Raw genomic sequence first — 15,690 nt, 5'->3', positions numbered from 1 at the left:
TTGATCTACTCCAAGCGGATCTGGGAGTCAGTCAGCGAGGTTGAGCTCGCCACGATGGGCTGGGTCCACTGGTGGAACACCTCCCGGCTCCACGAAGCTCTCGGCTACCGCACCCCGGCGAACGTCGGAGCGACCTACACTCACACCACGACGACCGCGCCCGCGACCGTGTAACCACGGAACGAAACCCAGGGCGCTTCAGGTCGTGGTGGGGGTGGGCCGGGGTGTGCGTCCGGGGGCGAGGATGGCCAGCGCGAGTGCTCCGGCCGCGGTGATGGCCGCCAGCGCGAGCGCGGCCTGGGTGCTGCCGTGTACGAACGCGGTCTTGGCGAATTCGGCCAGTGGCTGGGCGGCGGGTCCGGCGCGGTCGGCGACCTGCAGGGCGGCGGCGAGGGAGTCGGCGACCGGGCCGCGAGCGGGTTCGGGCAGCTGGGGCAGGGCGGGTTGGATGTGGTGGGTGTATCCGGCGGCGAGCACGCTGCCGGATACGGCGATTCCGATGGCCGCGCCGATCTCGCGGGCGGCGTCGTTGACGGCGGCGGCGACACCGTGTTTGGCCACGGGGGTGTCGGCGACGATGGCGTAGGTGGCCGGGGCGGTGCACAATCCCAGCCCGGCGCTCAGGATCAGCAACGGCCACAACAGGTCTGGGTAGTCGGCGGCCAGGGTCAACCGGCTCACCAGGAAGAGTCCGGTCGCGATGGCGAGCAGCCCGGTGACGGTCATCGCCCGCAGCCCGACCCGGCTCGACAGCCACGGCGCGATCACCGAGATCGCCACCAGCGGCACCGCCATCGGCACCAGGCCCAGCGCCGAACCGAGCGGCCCGTACCCGAGGATCAATTGCAGGTATTGCACCAGCAGCAGGAACACCCCGAAGGTGACCAGGAACTGGATGGTCACCGACAGTGACCCGGCCCCGAACCCCCGCCGGGCGAACAACCGCACATCCAGCAGCGGCGCGGCGACCCGCAACTCCATGATCACGAACACCACCGCCGCGGCGACACCGAGCGCGAGGGTGGGGGTCACGAGCGGGTCGAGCCAGCCGCGCGCGGGGATCTCGACGCAGGCGAACACGATCGCCGCGATCGCGATCGCCACCGCCACCGCGCCCACCCAGTCCACCGGCGGGTGTTCCCGCTCGCGGGATTCGGCGATGGTGCACGCCAGCGCGGCCAGCACCACCCCGGCCACGGTCAGTCCCACGAACACCGATTCCCACGACCACCGCGCCAGCAGCAGTCCCGAGCCGAGGATCCCGAGCACCGCACCGGACCCGGCGACCCCAGCCCACACCCCGACCGCGCGCCCGCGATGCGCTTCGGGCAGCCCCGCGGTCAGGATCGACAGGGTCGAGGGCATCACCAGTGCCGCGCCCGCGCCCGCCGCCGCGCGGGCCGCGATCAGCCACACCGGCCCCGACATGAGCAGCGGCAGCGCCGAGGCCACGGAGAACACCGCCAGGCCCGCGATCAGCACGACGCGGCGCCCGTAGCGGTCACCCACCGCGCCGGCGGGCAGGACCAGGCACGCCAGGATCAGGGTGTAGCCGTCGACGATCCAGGTCAGCTGCGATTGGGTCGCCCCGGTCGCGACCGCGATCAGCGGCAACGCCGAATACAGTGCAGCCATCGCCGCGACGACCAGCGCCACCGCCAGGCACGACACCGTCAGCATCCACCATTCGGCCCGCGCCAGCACACTGTGACCGTCAGTCGTTTCCGGTGCGTTCACCGGCACCTCCCACCCGACGAAACCATCGGTATCGCTTCGCTACCATGAGTATCACAGGCGAGAGTGGTTGCGATAGAGTCGAAATCGGACACATTCACCGCCGCCCGTTTCCTTGGAGGTCTTCCCGACCATGACCACCCGCGACCAGGCCGACACCCGCACCGGACCCGCCGCGCCCCACTCCGCCACCGGCGAGCAGGACGCGGATCTCGATCAGGCCGATCCGCGGTTGGCGCGCTCGCGGGCACGGTTGCTCGACGCGGCCACCCATCTGCTGGCCACCGGCGGTATCGACGCGGTCACCATCGACGCGGTCACCCGCACCTCGAAAGTCGCGCGCACCACCCTCTACCGGCACTTCGGCAGCAGCACCCACCTGCTCGCGGCCACCTTCGAACGCCTACTCCCACGCGTGGACACCCCACCCGACGACGGGCCCGTGCGCGAGCAGTTGATCGCGTTGCTCACCGCCCAAGCCGACCTGATCGAGAACGCTCCCCTCCAGCTGACCACCCTGTCCTGGCTGGCCATGGGATCCATTACCCCCGACCCCGGCGCACCCCCTGACTCGGGCGCGGTCACCTCCCTGCGCGCCCAGGTCATCCGCCGCTACCGCGAACCGTTCGACCACATCCTCACCAGCCCTGAGGCCCGCGCCCACCTCGGCGACCTCGACACCACCTTCGTCATCATCCAGCTGCTGGGCCCGATCGTCTTCGCTCGCCTCACCGGGCTGCACAGCATCGACCACCACGACTGCGCACGCCTGGTCGACGATTTCCTCACCGCCCACCACAACCACAACACCCGCAAGTAAAACCGACAAAAGCCCGCACGTACGGAGGTCGGGTCAACGGCTCTGGCTCAATTCGGGTGTGAGGGATACCAGAGCCGTTGATCGAACACTCCTGGACGAGGCCGCTGCTGCGTCGTCGTGTCCCGTGTCAAGTAGTTGGCAGGTTTTCGGTCTCGGGGAAAGTTGGGGATCCGAGGGCCGACCAGGCCAGGGTGGATCTGGATCGGCCGGTTCCAAGCGATGGCTTCGTGCGGCCGGACGGTGTTGTGCTCGACCCGGTAGGCGTCAGCGTGCTTCACCACGGCCAAGACGTCATCGATCTCCTCGAGGAACAGTCGCTCGTACTTCAGCGACCCGAAACCGCGTTCGCGCGAGCCGTTCTGGCCCGGCGACCTGACTCGGGTACCGACGTGGCGCAGTTCGGGGTGTGCGGTGACGAACGCCTCGAAGCGGAACGACCGGAACGGGCCGCCGTTGTAGGTCACGATCGTCGCCGCGGGCTCGAGACCACGGCCGGGCTCGCGTGGGCACGTTTCGGCCAGCGGGTGGTCGTACGACTGCTCGTAGTCGGCCAAAGCGCGCTCGATCGCGGTGATCGCGTTCGTGCTGGTTCGCCGTCGGCGACACATGCCAGGGATGCTCGTATTTGCTCCAGTAGTCCCGGCAATCCGCGATACGCCACGTCCCGCCAGCGGTGGTCTCGAACTCACTGAAGTCCAAACGCTACACCTGATTCGGGCCGGTGGGCTCGGCGGCGAACGCAGCCTTGCGGCTGGCGGCAGCAGACCCTCGTCTCGCAGGCACCGCAGCACGGTCGCCTGCGACACCGGGTGCCCGTCGCAACGGCACATCGCCCACACCTTGCGATGGTCGAACCGGACCGCCGCCAGCACTGCAGGTGGGAATTTTCGCAGGTACCAGCAGGAAGTATCCAGGGCCGCCAAGTGGCCGCGATCGCGCGGCAGTCGAGGTTTGGCCTGCGAGGTTCTCGGCTGACTCAGCGTGGGGTATGTCGCACCACCCGGTCTGCGTTCGCGGCGTGACTGAAGAGAGGCGTGACCACTAAGGCCGGGCAAGGTACTCGAAGTCGGACTGTCCGCCGCGGATCCTAACCCCACGATGTGAGCAGGGACCCGTGCTCGATGATCTAGAGAGGATTCCTAGATTTCGACGACGGCAAGCTCTCCTTCGGCATGCAGGGAGCGCAGGCGCTTCTTGTCGAACTTGCCGACCGAGGTCTTGGGCACCTCGGAGACGAAGCACCAACGCTCGGGCAGCCACCATTTGGCGACCTTGCCAACGAGGAAGTCACGCAGATGGGCAGGTGTGGGCTCGCGCCCGTCACGTACGACGATCACCGCGAGGGGACGTTCCTGCCACTTCTCGTCCGGCACCCCGATCACAGATGCCTCGAGCACATCGGGGTGTCCGGCGAGCAGCAGTTCGAGCTCGACCGAGGAGATCCACTCCCCGCCAGACTTGATCACGTCCTTTGTGCGGTCGGTCAGCGTGACGAAACTGCGTTCATCGATCCGACCGACGTCGCCGGTGCGCAACCAACCGTCCTGAAACTTCTCCCCGTCATCCTCTTCGCCGATGTACGAGCCGGTGATCCAAGGTCCGCGCACCTGCAGCTCGCCGACGGCTTCGCCGTCGTGCGGGAGCTCATTGCCCGCGTCGCCGACGATCCTCAATTCCACACCTGGAACCGGACGGCCTTGAGTGGCTCGCAGGCGCCACCGCTCCTGCGTGTCGAGCGATGCCGGCGGACGCGCGACGGTGGCCAGCGGCGAGGTCTCGGTCATTCCCCACGCCTGGACAACCTGTACGCCGTACTTCTCCTCGAAGATCTCCATCAGGTGAACGGGCACGGCGGAGCCACCGCAGGCAACCAGGCCGAGAGAGGAGATGTCGTAGCTGGGGTTGGCCTCCACGAAGTTCAGCACGTCGTTCCAGATCGTCGGGACCGCGCCTGCGACGGTTGGCTTCTGGGCATCGATGAGCCGTACCAGCGGCTCGGCCTGCAGGAACCGGTCAGGCATGAGAAGGTCGGCACCTGCCATGAGGGCGGCATAGACCAGTCCCCAGGCGTTGGCATGGAACATCGGCACAATAGCGAGGATCCGGTCATCGCAGCCGACTCGCAGTCCGTCGGCGGCGCAGGCCGCCATCGAATGCAGGTAGGTCGACCGGTGGCTGTAGGCGACGCCTTTGGGGGTCCCGGTGGTACCGGAGGTGTAACACATGGCGGCTGCTGACTGCTCATCGAGGTCAGGCCAGTCGAACGTCTCGGGCTGAGCGGAGATGAACTCCTCGTAACCCACGACTGTGAGCCCGTCACGGTGCAGCGGGGTGAGGTCCACCCCCCCGGTCACGACGACGGTGTGCACACTGGTGATGTGCGGCAGCACGGGGGCCAGCAGCGGGACCAGGCTTCCGTCGAGAATCACGACCCGGTCCTCGGCGTGGTTGCCTATGTAGACGAGTTGATCTGAGGCGAGGCGTAGATTGAGAGTGTGCAGTACCGCGCCCATCGAGGGCACCGCACAGTAGGCTTCCACATGTTCCTGGTTGTTCCACATAAAGGTTGCGACGCGCTCATCGCCTGTGATCCCGCAACCGCGCAACGCGTTGGCCAACTGGGCGGACCGCCGTCCGATCTCGGCGAACGAGGCGACCTTCACGCTCCCGTCGGGCTGCAAGGTCCGCACGGTTGCCGAGCCATGCACACTCGAGCCGTGGCGCAGAATCGCCGCAGTTGTCAACGGGACGTTCATCATCGTGCTCTGCATAGCATTCCTTGTTGAGAGAGTTGCCTTCGAACACAGCGATCCGGAGACCGAGCGTCCGGGGAAAAGTGGGGCTGTCAGCGATCTGCAGCCATAAGCGAGCTTGAAGCAGACTCCAGGGACTCGACCAGGTCCAACTCCAGCTCTGGCAGCCGGCTAGCCGCCAAAGACATCCCGGCCGCGCGCGCTCGCACATCAACGTCGCGCCGGATACCGGCACGTGCAGTCTCGGTCCATGCCTGCGCACAACGGCTGGCGGAGACGGCGAGTTGAGCGGTGGCGAAGTCGCCGGTCAGGCGTGCGACATCCGCGCAGCCATCGGCGAGCAATCGGCGGAACAGCCCGCCGCCGGTACCTGCCTTCTCGATAAAAGCGCTCAGGCTGAACAGGAGGATCTCGAGGTCGTCTATCGGAAGATCGGCCCAGGTCCGAACGTCGGCCGCCAGCTGTACGACCGCAGCTAGGCCCTCGGCCCCGGCCGCCGCTGTCGTGAGATCGACGATCCCGGGCTGCGACGGGCGGCGCATACTGGCCGCGGACTGGCGAAATGCCTCTGCCGCTACTTCCGCCACGTCTGGCAGCGCGTCCGGCCAGATGATGCGGTAGGTGCAGTGGCGCGTCGGTTCCGGGAAAGACTTCGAGGACCGCGCCCGAGCCAGCGCATCGAGCGGGACCTCCTGCACCTCGGCGCGGTCATTGTCCACGACAAAAGCGATCCCCTCGGCCTCGTCGTGACCGATCACGACGATATCGTGGCGACTCATCCGCAACTGGACCCGCAGGTACGGCAACTCACCGATGTCGCCCCACACCAGACTGGGTCTGCCTGCTTCGATCTCGTCGAGAACCCATGACCATCCCTCGCGAGGATCGTCGGTCGTGAGAACGTGGACCTGTCCGCCGAGTCGGCGGGGTAGATCGACTTCGAAGTCGGCACCTCGTCCCACCAGGTACAGCGGTGGGACGAGGTCGCTCGACCGGAGGTAGGATAGCCCCACCGCGCCACCGAGCGCGAACACCAGACCTTCGTCGGGCGGTCCATCCCACCCCAGACCATGCCAGTGCAGAAGATCGCGCATCGCGCCAGAGCCGCAATGCCCCGCCATCCGATGCGGGTAGTCCTTGATCAGGGTTCTGCGGGGCATAGGAGTTCCTCTTCGGTGGATCGGCGCACGACGGGGTTCGAAGACTGGATCAGTTGCTCCGGATTCTGTCCAGGTAGGCCTGGCGTATCCTCATGTCGACGTCGTCGAGGAACACCGAGTCCGTGCCCAGGGCCGATCCGAGCCAGGTAGCCAACCGACCGGGGACGAACTTCATCGCGGCGACCATGCCGCCGGCGAGGCGGGTGACACGCACGAAAGAACGCGGATTCTCGATCAGATCGGCTGTCGCTCGAGCGATCTCCTCGGGCTCGGCGTTGCGCAGTCCCTTGGCCCCAGCCGTCCCAGCGACGAGCTCGGTGTTGGTGAACGTAGGCCGGACCGTGGACAGCTGGACCCCGGACTTGCGGTATTCCTGTCGTGCTGCCTCAGTGAACCCGATGACCGCGAACTTGGTGCCGCAATAGGTCGCCAGACCGGGTACGGCGAGCTCACCGGCCAGTGATGCGGTGTTGATGATGTGCCCGGCACGCCGCGGCAGCATCCGTTGGAGGGCGAGTTTGGTCCCGAAGATGACTCCCAGGACGTTGATCTCGACCTGCCGCCGGGTCACCGCGTCGGCTTCCTCGTGGGCGTGCCCGGTGGGCATGATGCCCGCGTTGTTGATCAGCACGTCGAGGGGGCCGAGGCCCCCCTCGACCAGGTCGAGAAATTCGCGGAACGAGTCGGGATCGGTGACATCGAGGCGGGTGACGACCTTCACCCCGAGCTCGACGGCGGCCTCTTTGGCACGTGCCTCGTCGACGTCGCCGATGGCGACGCGGTGGCCTCGTCGGATCAGCTCCTTCGCGGTCTGGTAGCCGATGCCGCGGGCTCCGCCGGTGATCGCCACAGTCTTGGCGGCAGTGTGGGGGATGTGCGTCGTCACTTGCTGTTCTCCTTGTTCAGGCCGAGGCGTTGCCACAGGCCGCGGCCGGCTGCCGCGCGCAATACTCTTTCGGCGATGGCCGCACGCCGGGAGGTGTACGGGTACCACGTGAGTTCTCGTGCCGGGACAGGAATCCGCGGCTCGGTCACCGCCTGGACCCGGCAGTACTTGTGCAGCCCGTAGGCACCGCCGAGCCGCGCACCGATACCCGATGCCTTCCATCCACTGTGCGGCAGTGTGGTGGCGAAGAGGTTGCTGAAGACGTCGTTGATGTTGACCGCACCCGCGTCCAGGCGTTTCGCAATGCGCTGTGCCCGAGCGTGGTCGCGGGTCCACACCGTCGCAGACAGGCCGTACGCCGAGTCGTTGGCCAGACGGATGGCCTCGTCTTCATCCGCGACCAGCATCACCGGGATCGTGGGGCCGAAGGTCTCCTCGGTCATGCAAGCCATCGTGTGGTCGACACCGACCAGGACGGTCGGAGCGTAGTAGTTCCCGACCGCACTCCGGGTTCCGCCGGCCAGGACCCGCGCACCCGCCGCCACCGCCTGGCTGACGTGGCGATCGGCGATCTCGACCTGCCTCGCAGTGACCATCGCACCCACGTCGTCACCTGTCGCCGCACCCTGGGCCAGGGAGCGCACCCTCTGCGTCAGCCGGGCCACGAACTCGTCGTAGATCTCAGCTACCACGTATACCCGCTCGACGGAGATGCAGACCTGCCCTGCGTTGAACAGACCGCCCCACGCGATCCCCTCCACCGCACGAGCAAGGTCGGCGTCCTCCAGCACTATCGCCGGATCCTTACCGCCCAGCTCCAGGCTCACCGGCTTCAGGTGCTCGGCGCAGCGGATCGCGACCGCACGCCCGGTGGCTGTCGAGCCGGTGAACTGCACGAAGTCAGCGGCGTCCACCACCGACGCACCCGCTTCGCCGGCACCCACAACATGGGCCAAGACCGGAGGGGCGCCGATCTCGTGCCAGCCCTCGACGACCCGCGCACACGTCAGTGGCGTCTCCTCCGAGGACTTCGCCAGGACCGCGCATCCGGCAGCCAACGCGGGCGCTGCATCCATGAGGAAGAGGGTGATCGGGAAGTTCCAGGGCGTGATGAGCCCGACAACCGGATATGGGTGGTAGGTCTTGGACAGCCGCTTCGGCAGACTCAACAGACTCGAGGACCTGACCTGCTCGCCAGCGAGAAACCTCTCGGCGTTGTCAGCGTAGTAGGTGATGAATTCGCACGACGCGGTCGTCTCCACGAGGGCATCTGGGCGCACCTTGCCCGTTTCGGCTTGCAGCAGATCGGTGAGCTCGTCGGTGTGAGCCAGGATCCAGTCCCGCCAGCGATGCAACCATCTGGCGCGTTGCCGCGGGCCAGCCTCGACCCACCCGACCTGGGCGCAGCGGAGGTCAGCCGCGACACCGTTCACGGTCTCGCGATCATCCACAGGGACGGTTGCGATCAGCCGGCCATCGGCTGGGTTGCACACGTCCAAGGCGTCCGCTGCGGTCGCCGTGCTCATCGGTCCTCCAGGGGTGAGTGGAACCCACCGGAGATCCCGTCGGGCTGGGTGCGGCTGGTGGGTGTGTCGGTGAAAGCGTCAGCGATCACGTCAGCGCGCTTGAACATCAACGGTCCATAGGTATGCCGAAGCTCGGTCAGGATCGCGTTCAAAGGCAGATCGTCGAAGATGCCGCGCTCGCGGACGTACTCCATATGCTGGGCTCCGTCGGCGGTGAAGGCGTGCAGGAGTGCGTCGCGATCACCGTCGAAATCCACCGGCGGCACACCGAAACGCGCACACAACTCGGTGTTGAACGCAGGCGTCGCCTTCAACCACCGGCCGTCGATGTAGAGACGGCTGTAGCCGTGATAGACGAACAGGTCTGTGCCGCCCATGAGCGCTCGCAGCGCTTCGGTCTGCAGGTGATTGCGGACGTCAGCGAAACCCAGCAGCGCCGGAATCCCTGCCGCTCGGCACACCGCGGTCAAGAGCACCGCCTTCGGGACGCAATAGGCGCGCCCGGACTCGAGGACGAAGCTGGCTCGATAGTGGGCGGGATTGTCCGACACCGTGTAGGGGTCGTACCAGATCTGGTCACGGACGGCGGTGAAGAGGCGATTGGCCTTGTCCCGGTCGGTGCTCGCATCCCCAACCGCGGCGGCGGTGAATGCCCGGACGGACTCGTGCTCGATGTCGAGGAAGTCGGTCGCCCCCAAGAACGCCACCGGTGCCGGATTCATCTGCGCTCCAGGGTGATCGGCAACCCGTCGACAGGAATGGGGAGCGAGGTGTTGTCCCATCTCACTTCATACTGGTCGGGGACCGACCAGGTGTAAGTGCGCAGCATGTGGTGCAGGATCGCCTTGACCTCGAGGGTGCCGAAGTGCAGACCAATGCACTTGTGCACTCCTCCGCCGAAGGGGATCCACCCGAAACGGTGATTCTGGTCCTCATGGCGCGGCTCGCTGAAACGGTCGGGGTCGAAGGTGTCGGGCTCGGTCCAGCACGACTCGTCGAAGTGGTTCACCGCAGGAGCCACGGCCACCAGGGTGTCCGCCGGGATGTGGCGTCCGGCAATCTCCACGTTCTCGATCGTCTTGCGCATCACGATCGGCACGGGCGCCACGAGGCGCAGCGTCTCCTTGATCACCAGGTCGAGAGTCGCCATCGAGTCCAGGTCGTCGATGTCGGGGCGGCGTTCACCGAGTCGGTCGGACTCGGCCCGAGCCCGTTCCTGCCAGGCTGGGTGCTTGGCGAGGAAGTAGGCGGCAGCGGTGGTGGTGATGGTCGAGGTATCGTGGGCCGCCATCATCAAGAAGATCATGTGGTTGACGACGTCCTCATCAGTGAACGCCTCACCGTCGGCCGTGCGCGCATGGCACAGCCCCGCAAAGAGGTCGTCTCCCTGGGCACTTCGAGCCGTCGGCAGATGCCGGGTGAAGTAGTCCTCCAGGAGCGTGCGCCCATGGACTCCGGCGCGCCACCGAGTCCCCGGCAGCGGGAAACGGATGATCGAGCTGGCTGCGCGCACGGTGGCCACGAAGGCGTCGTTGATGGCGTCAGTGTCCTCGCTCCCTCCCCGACCTGCCATGAAGACCTCCGTTGCGACGTCGAGAGTCAGGGCCTTCAACAGTGGGTAGATGCGCGTGGACCGGCCCGCTGTCCACCTGCGGATGCTGGTCTCCAGCGTCGGGCCGAGCTGGTCGACGTAGCCGGCGAGCCGGTCGCGGGTGAACGCCTCCTGCATGATCCGCCGATGCATCCTGTGCTCGTCGAAGCTCATCAGCATCAGGCCCCGGTGAAAGAAAGCATCGATGAGATAGGTCCACCCGTCCTGGGAGAACGACTTCGCCTTGGTCGTCAGCGCCTCCTGTGTGGCATCCGCGCCCGCCACCATCACGATTCTCGTGCCGAAGGCGCCCATCCACCAGACCGGTCCGAAGCGTTGGTACCTGGCCCGGGTGAAGTTGGAGCCGAACCTGATGTAGTCCAGGGTGTGACCGAGCAGAGGCATGCCCGCGGTCCCTCGGACGGGCTCGAGCCCCGACCCCGCCGGGGGCGGGGCGAGCTCACGAACAGGCCACTGGTCGCTGACCCCTAGCAGGGTCGCGTCGGCCCGACTCGGCAATGGTGCCAGGAATACCGACGAGAGCCGCTCACGACCCTTCGCCAGCGGGAGCTGGATGATGTTCGTCACTGACGTTCCTTTCCGAAATGTGGGCCCGTACTCGCTGTTGTCGTACCATCGCCGCCAAGGGACCGATCACCTCAGACAGAGCCTGCGAGCACCAGTTCGGTCCGGCCAATGGGGAGTCGCTGCGTGATGACCCGCTTGCTGAACATGAAGTGACGGGGCCGGTTGATGCAGTCGGCGGCGATGAGCTCGCCCGCACGCAGGTAGAAGCAGGTGAAGTCGCGGTCCCGGGTCGGGTCGCCGCTGAGGACGACTTCGTCGTACCCGGTGTTGAGACCGGCGATCTGGAGCTTGAGATCGTATTGATCCGACCAGAACCATGGAAGCGCCGCGATCATCTTGGACTTGCCGCAGACGGTCGCGGCCGCCACCTTGGCCTGCTCACCCGCACTCGGCACGGACTCCAGGCGTATGCGACGGCCGTAACGGGCCATGTCATGGCTGGCGCAGTCCCCAGCCGCCACGATGTCGGGGTCGCTGGTCCGGGTCTGGTCGTCGATCACGACGCCGTTGTCGACGACCAGCCCCGCGGCGGCGGCGAGCTCGGTGTTCGGCTCAACGCCGATACCGACAATGACGAGGTCGGTGGGAATTGATTCGCCACTGGACAGGAACACCTCGCGGACCCTGCCGTCACCTGATAGAGCTTCGACCAGCGCGCCCGTCCGGATGTTCACGCCCTCCTCCCGGTGGATCCGGTCGAAGAACGCCGATACAGCGGGGGCGGTGACCCGTTCGAGGACGCGCTCGGTCGCCTCGAGTACAGTGACCTCCAGACCGAGCGCACGCAATGAGGCGGCCGTCTCCAGTCCGATGTAGCCGCCGCCGATGATCACAGCCCGACACCCGGGGCTGGTGGCCTCTCGGATCATCTCGACGTCCGCAGCGGTGCGTAGGTAGTAGACGCCGACCAGGTCGGCCCCCGGGATGGAAAGCCGTCGAGGGCGGGCCCCAGTGCACAGCGCGAGCTTGTCGTAGGGCAGCGCGTCGCCGGTGCTCAACACGAGATGACCAGCCGAGCGGTCGATCGCCTCCACCTTCGCATTCAGGAGTTGGATCCCCTGCTCGGTGTAGAATTTGGCGCTGCGGATCGCGAGTTCGTCGAGCGTGCTCTTCCCCGCCAGGTAACCCTTCGACAGCGGCGGGCGTTGATAGGGCAGCGCCGACTCCTCGCCGATGAGGACGATCTCACCGGTCCACCCTTCCTGGCGCAGACTGGCCGCGAGTTGGGCCCCGGCATGGCCGGCCCCGACGATGAGGGCCCGCTGCGAGGTCATGCGCTGGATTTCGGGGTGAGGCGGACCATCATCTTGCTGATGCCCCTCACGAAATTGGACTGCACGTACTCTGGCTCGCCGACGACCTCGATATTGTCGAAACGGGGAAGCAACTCCTCCCACAGGATCCGCAGCTGGAGCTCGGCCAGCCGGTTGCCCATACAACGATGGACGCCGAAGCCGAAGGAGATGTGGTTGCGGGCGTTGGCCCGGTCGATGATGAACTCATCGGGCCGTTCGAACACGCGCTCGTCGCGGTTGCCCGAGGCGTACCACATCACTACTTTGTCGCCCTTGCGGATGAACTGCCCGTTCAGAATGGTGTCGGCCTTGGCGACCCGGCGCATATAAGCCAGCGGGGTTTGCCACCGGATGATCTCCGAGCCCATGTTGGGGATCAGGTCGGGGTTTGCCTTCAGCTTCTCGAACTGATCGGGGAAGCGGTTCAGCGCAAGAACACCGCCGCTCATCGAGTTGCGGGTCGTGTCGTTGCCTCCGACGATCAGCAGCACGAGGTTGCCCAAGAATTCCATCGGGCGGTCGATCAGGTCCTTGGTGTTCTCGTTGCTCTGCAACATGGTGATCAGATCGAAGCCGGGTTCCTCCCCGGCAGCCATCCGCGCTGCCTTGTCGTGCCAGAGAGCGCTGAGACCTCGCGCCATGTCGCGCATGCCGGGGAACACCTCGTCGTTGTCCGAGGGCCCGCCGTTGGCTTGCTCCAGCGACGTCGCGAGATCTGACCAGTAGACGAGCTTGCGACGCTGCTCGTACGGGAAGTCCAGAAGGGTGGCAAGCATCCGAGCGGTCAACTCGATCGAGACGTTCTGCACCCAGTCGAACGGCTGATCCACGGGCAGGTCGTCCAGCACCTCCTGCACACGCGATCGAATCAGCCCCTCCATCTCACGCAGGTTCTTCGGCGCAACAACGCCTTGGACAGCGGCCCGCTGCGCGTCGTGGCGTGGCGGATCCATCGCGATGAACATCGCGATATCAAGGAAACGAGGCGGGGCCCCGATGACAATGAACGGCTCGGCGGAGAAGAGCTCGTGGTTCTTGTCCACGGCCACGATGTCGGCATGCCGCGTGACAGACCAGAACGGACCGAACGCACTGTTGGGCTGGTAGTGGACCGGCGCCTCGTTGCGCAAGCGCTCGAAGTAGGACTGCCAGCGCCCCTGGCGATAGAGAAAAGGGTTGCTGAGGTCGATGTCGGCGAGCTCGACGTCCTCGACCGGCGGGATAGGACTCTCGACGAAGAGCTTCTCTCCGTTCGTCCCGGTCACCCATCGCCGGGTCTTGTCATACAGATGCGCGCCCTGGATCTGCAGATCCATCGGGATGGTCGACTGAACCTTGGCGGTGATTGCTTCAGGAATCTTCATCAGGTCTTAACCGTTTCTCGCCGTCACATCTGGAATTCGGGTAGTTCGACGATCAAGCCGTCCCACGCCGCCGACGCCGCCATCTGGCAGGACAGCCGGGAGGTCGGCTGGCGCTCGGGGTTCATCGCGAGCATCTCCTCCTCCTCGGGACCCGAGAGGCCGACCTGCTCGGACCATTGCGGATCGACGATCACATGACAGGTACCGCACGCGGCTTCGCCTCCGCAGTCGCCGTCGATGCCGGGCACCGCGTTGTTGGTCGCGACCTGCATCAGCGACTGCCCTTCCTCGATGGGCGCCTCGTGCTTCTGGCCATCGTGGGAGACAAAGGTGACAACTGCCATAGCCAACTCCTGGATACGTCGTCTTCAATGTGAACTTGGTCAAAGTGTTGTCGAAGACGAGCGCGGCGGCTATGTTCGGCAGAGTCAGAAACTTGTGAATTCGGCTCAAAGGGGACCAGGGTGAACCTCAACGAGGAGGGTGTGCCTCCACTCATGTTCGCGCAATTGCTCGAGAGCCAAGCACTCGACTCAGACGCTGTCGCGCGGCTTCGCAACATCATGGCTCGCGAAGGAATCGACGAGACGACGTTGATCCAGCGGAACATCCAGGCCCCGATACGGTGGTTTCGCGAGGTGTACCCCGCACTCGATGTCGACCAGGCAACTACGCTCGGCTTCGCGTTCGCCGAGCAGGCTCAGTTGACGTCCTTTGGCCCGTTGAGCTTTCCTCTGGTCAGTGCAGGTTCGGTAGCCGAGATCGTCGAGCTGCTCACCTATCTGCCTTTGATCTCGACGGCCCTCAGCCCACAGTTCCACCCAAGAGACGAGGGGCTTACTGTGGGGCTCAGCGCACATACAGGCGATCCGGCCCTGAACTGCCTGGTCGTCGCGTACAGCGGGTCGGCGCTCCTGCGCCTGCTTGACATGCTCGCTGGCGATGTGCCGACCGTCACCCTCCATCTGAGCTGGTCGGCGCCGAACTTTCTGGCCAATCATGAGGACGCCCTAGCTGGGCGCCTGTACTTCGACGCTCCGACGTCATTCCTTCGTGTCCCCGCGGATACCCTCAACGAGGTATGTAGGTTCTCCGATCCCGTCGCCTATCGCCTCGCCATCGTTGATCTGCAGCAAACCCTCGAACAGCGAAGCAGAACCACGTCTTTCTCGGAGAAGGTGCGACGGCTCCTGGAGGAGGATCCCGGCAAACGAAGTAACGACTGGGTCGCACACGAGCTCTCGATATCCCGTAGCACACTCAAGCGGCGCCTGTCCGAGGAGGGGACCACCTTTCGCGAGTTGCGCGAATCATTCCTGCGTGATCGTGCGATGCTGCGGCTGCTCGACCGATCGATGTCGGTGAGTGAGATCGCTGCGGATCTCGGATACAGCGACCTCGCCAACTTCTCTCACGCCTTCAAGCGGTGGACTGGTCGCTCTCCACGCGAATTTCGGCACGAATAACCTACCCGTCCCGCCGCTGGTATAAAAAAGGCTGCGCGAAGTGGTGGACTTCGGATCAGCCTCGAACATGCACAGTGATCAGCGAGTCATATTGAGAATACTAGCTTGCCCGACCGCGGCGCCCAACTATCGGCTGTCCGCCAGATGTCGGCGCATGTTCGGCCCGTCCAGGGCGATGATCTCGGCGCCGGCGACGATCCGGTTGAGGATCGATTCGGCGATGACCGCGTCCTGGAGCGACTTGTACCAGTCCGGCGGATCGAACTGCGAGGTCACCAGAGTCGAACCTCGACCTTCACGAGCGGCCAGGATGTTGAGCAACTCGGCCGCGGTGTGCGCAGCCACCGGCGTCGTCAGGAAGTCATCCAGGACCAGCAGGTGGCGGTGTCATACCGTCGTAGCAACACTGCAGGCCACGAGGGGTTGCGGGTAGCGCGGTAGGAGACCCTGGGTGGGGCTGGGACGGATGATGTTGACGGTGGCGGACCGGACGGAGATCGCGGTCGG

At 65.7% G+C, this 15,690-nt stretch carries 14 protein-coding genes and 1 pseudogene; 3 read left to right on the top strand and 12 right to left on the bottom strand.

Going from position 1 to position 15,690, the window contains the following annotated elements:
- On the top strand, window positions 1–174 hold the full coding sequence (locus tag ACSEEN_RS20655) for an integrase core domain-containing protein (protein ID WP_440714176.1): 174 nt from the start codon (window positions 1–3) through the stop codon (window positions 172–174).
- A 24-nt stretch (window positions 175–198) separates the two neighbouring features.
- Here ACSEEN_RS20655 and ACSEEN_RS20650 read toward each other — a convergent pair whose 3' ends face one another.
- Complete coding sequence (locus ACSEEN_RS20650) at window positions 199–1,680, bottom strand: MFS transporter (RefSeq protein WP_050792883.1); 1,482 nt, start codon at window positions 1,678–1,680, stop codon at window positions 199–201.
- A gap of 187 nt (window positions 1,681–1,867) precedes the next feature.
- Here ACSEEN_RS20650 and ACSEEN_RS20645 point away from each other — a divergent pair, with 187 nt between their 5' ends.
- Window positions 1,868–2,554: a TetR/AcrR family transcriptional regulator gene (locus ACSEEN_RS20645; RefSeq protein ID WP_008382024.1), complete on the top strand. Its 687-nt coding sequence runs from the start codon at window positions 1,868–1,870 to the stop codon at window positions 2,552–2,554.
- A 47-nt stretch (window positions 2,555–2,601) separates the two neighbouring features.
- Here the strand turns inward: ACSEEN_RS20645 and ACSEEN_RS20640 are convergent, their stop codons facing one another.
- The 10 genes from ACSEEN_RS20640 to ACSEEN_RS20595 form a co-directional block, all read right to left on the bottom strand.
- A complete protein-coding gene (locus tag ACSEEN_RS20640) occupies window positions 2,602–3,108 on the bottom strand; it encodes an integrase core domain-containing protein (protein ID WP_228791322.1) in 507 nt (168 codons plus the stop codon).
- A 585-nt stretch (window positions 3,109–3,693) separates the two neighbouring features.
- Entirely contained in the window at window positions 3,694–5,325 is a 1,632-nt protein-coding gene (locus ACSEEN_RS20635) for a long-chain fatty acid--CoA ligase (protein WP_003937321.1), read from the bottom strand.
- Window positions 5,326–5,399: 74 nt separating this feature from the next.
- Entirely contained in the window at window positions 5,400–6,467 is a 1,068-nt protein-coding gene (locus ACSEEN_RS20630; protein WP_003937320.1) for a BtrH N-terminal domain-containing protein, read from the bottom strand.
- Window positions 6,468–6,516: 49 nt separating this feature from the next.
- A complete protein-coding gene (locus ACSEEN_RS20625) occupies window positions 6,517–7,353 on the bottom strand; it encodes an SDR family oxidoreductase (protein ID WP_003937319.1) in 837 nt (278 codons plus the stop codon).
- Window positions 7,350–8,879, bottom strand: a complete 1,530-nt coding sequence (locus ACSEEN_RS20620; RefSeq protein WP_003937318.1) for an aldehyde dehydrogenase family protein — start codon at window positions 8,877–8,879, stop codon at window positions 7,350–7,352. The genes ACSEEN_RS20625 and ACSEEN_RS20620 overlap by 4 nt, the downstream gene beginning before the upstream one ends.
- Window positions 8,876–9,601, bottom strand: a complete 726-nt coding sequence (locus ACSEEN_RS20615) for a transglutaminase-like domain-containing protein (protein WP_003937317.1) — start codon at window positions 9,599–9,601, stop codon at window positions 8,876–8,878. The genes ACSEEN_RS20620 and ACSEEN_RS20615 overlap by 4 nt, the downstream gene beginning before the upstream one ends.
- Window positions 9,598–11,058, bottom strand: coding sequence for a cytochrome P450 (locus ACSEEN_RS20610; RefSeq protein ID WP_003937316.1), 1,461 nt, complete (start codon window positions 11,056–11,058; stop codon window positions 9,598–9,600). The genes ACSEEN_RS20615 and ACSEEN_RS20610 overlap by 4 nt, the downstream gene beginning before the upstream one ends.
- Before the next feature lie 71 nt (window positions 11,059–11,129).
- Window positions 11,130–12,332, bottom strand: coding sequence for an NAD(P)/FAD-dependent oxidoreductase (locus tag ACSEEN_RS20605; RefSeq protein WP_003937315.1), 1,203 nt, complete (start codon window positions 12,330–12,332; stop codon window positions 11,130–11,132).
- Entirely contained in the window at window positions 12,329–13,717 is a 1,389-nt protein-coding gene (locus ACSEEN_RS20600) for a cytochrome P450 (protein WP_003937314.1), read from the bottom strand. The genes ACSEEN_RS20605 and ACSEEN_RS20600 overlap by 4 nt, the downstream gene beginning before the upstream one ends.
- Before the next feature lie 23 nt (window positions 13,718–13,740).
- A complete protein-coding gene (locus ACSEEN_RS20595; RefSeq protein WP_003937313.1) occupies window positions 13,741–14,061 on the bottom strand; it encodes a 2Fe-2S iron-sulfur cluster-binding protein in 321 nt (106 codons plus the stop codon).
- A 120-nt stretch (window positions 14,062–14,181) separates the two neighbouring features.
- On the opposite strand from ACSEEN_RS20595, the gene ACSEEN_RS20590 reads away from it, so the two are divergent.
- Window positions 14,182–15,183 (top strand): helix-turn-helix domain-containing protein, encoded by a 1,002-nt coding sequence (locus ACSEEN_RS20590; protein ID WP_008382041.1) that lies wholly within the window; start codon window positions 14,182–14,184, stop codon window positions 15,181–15,183.
- A 126-nt stretch (window positions 15,184–15,309) separates the two neighbouring features.
- Here ACSEEN_RS20590 and ACSEEN_RS20585 read toward each other — a convergent pair.
- Window positions 15,310–15,561 (bottom strand): annotated as a pseudogene (locus ACSEEN_RS20585) (ATP-binding protein); the annotation flags it as partial.
- Between the last annotated feature and the right edge of the window lie 129 nt (window positions 15,562–15,690).

It is taken from the genome of Gordonia marina, from assembly GCF_052036135.1.
In the GTDB taxonomy this organism is placed as follows: Bacteria; Actinomycetota; Actinomycetes; order Mycobacteriales; family Mycobacteriaceae; genus Gordonia.
The sequence above is the reverse complement of the archived record's forward strand: the minus strand, read 5'-3'. Positions and strand labels throughout refer to the sequence as shown.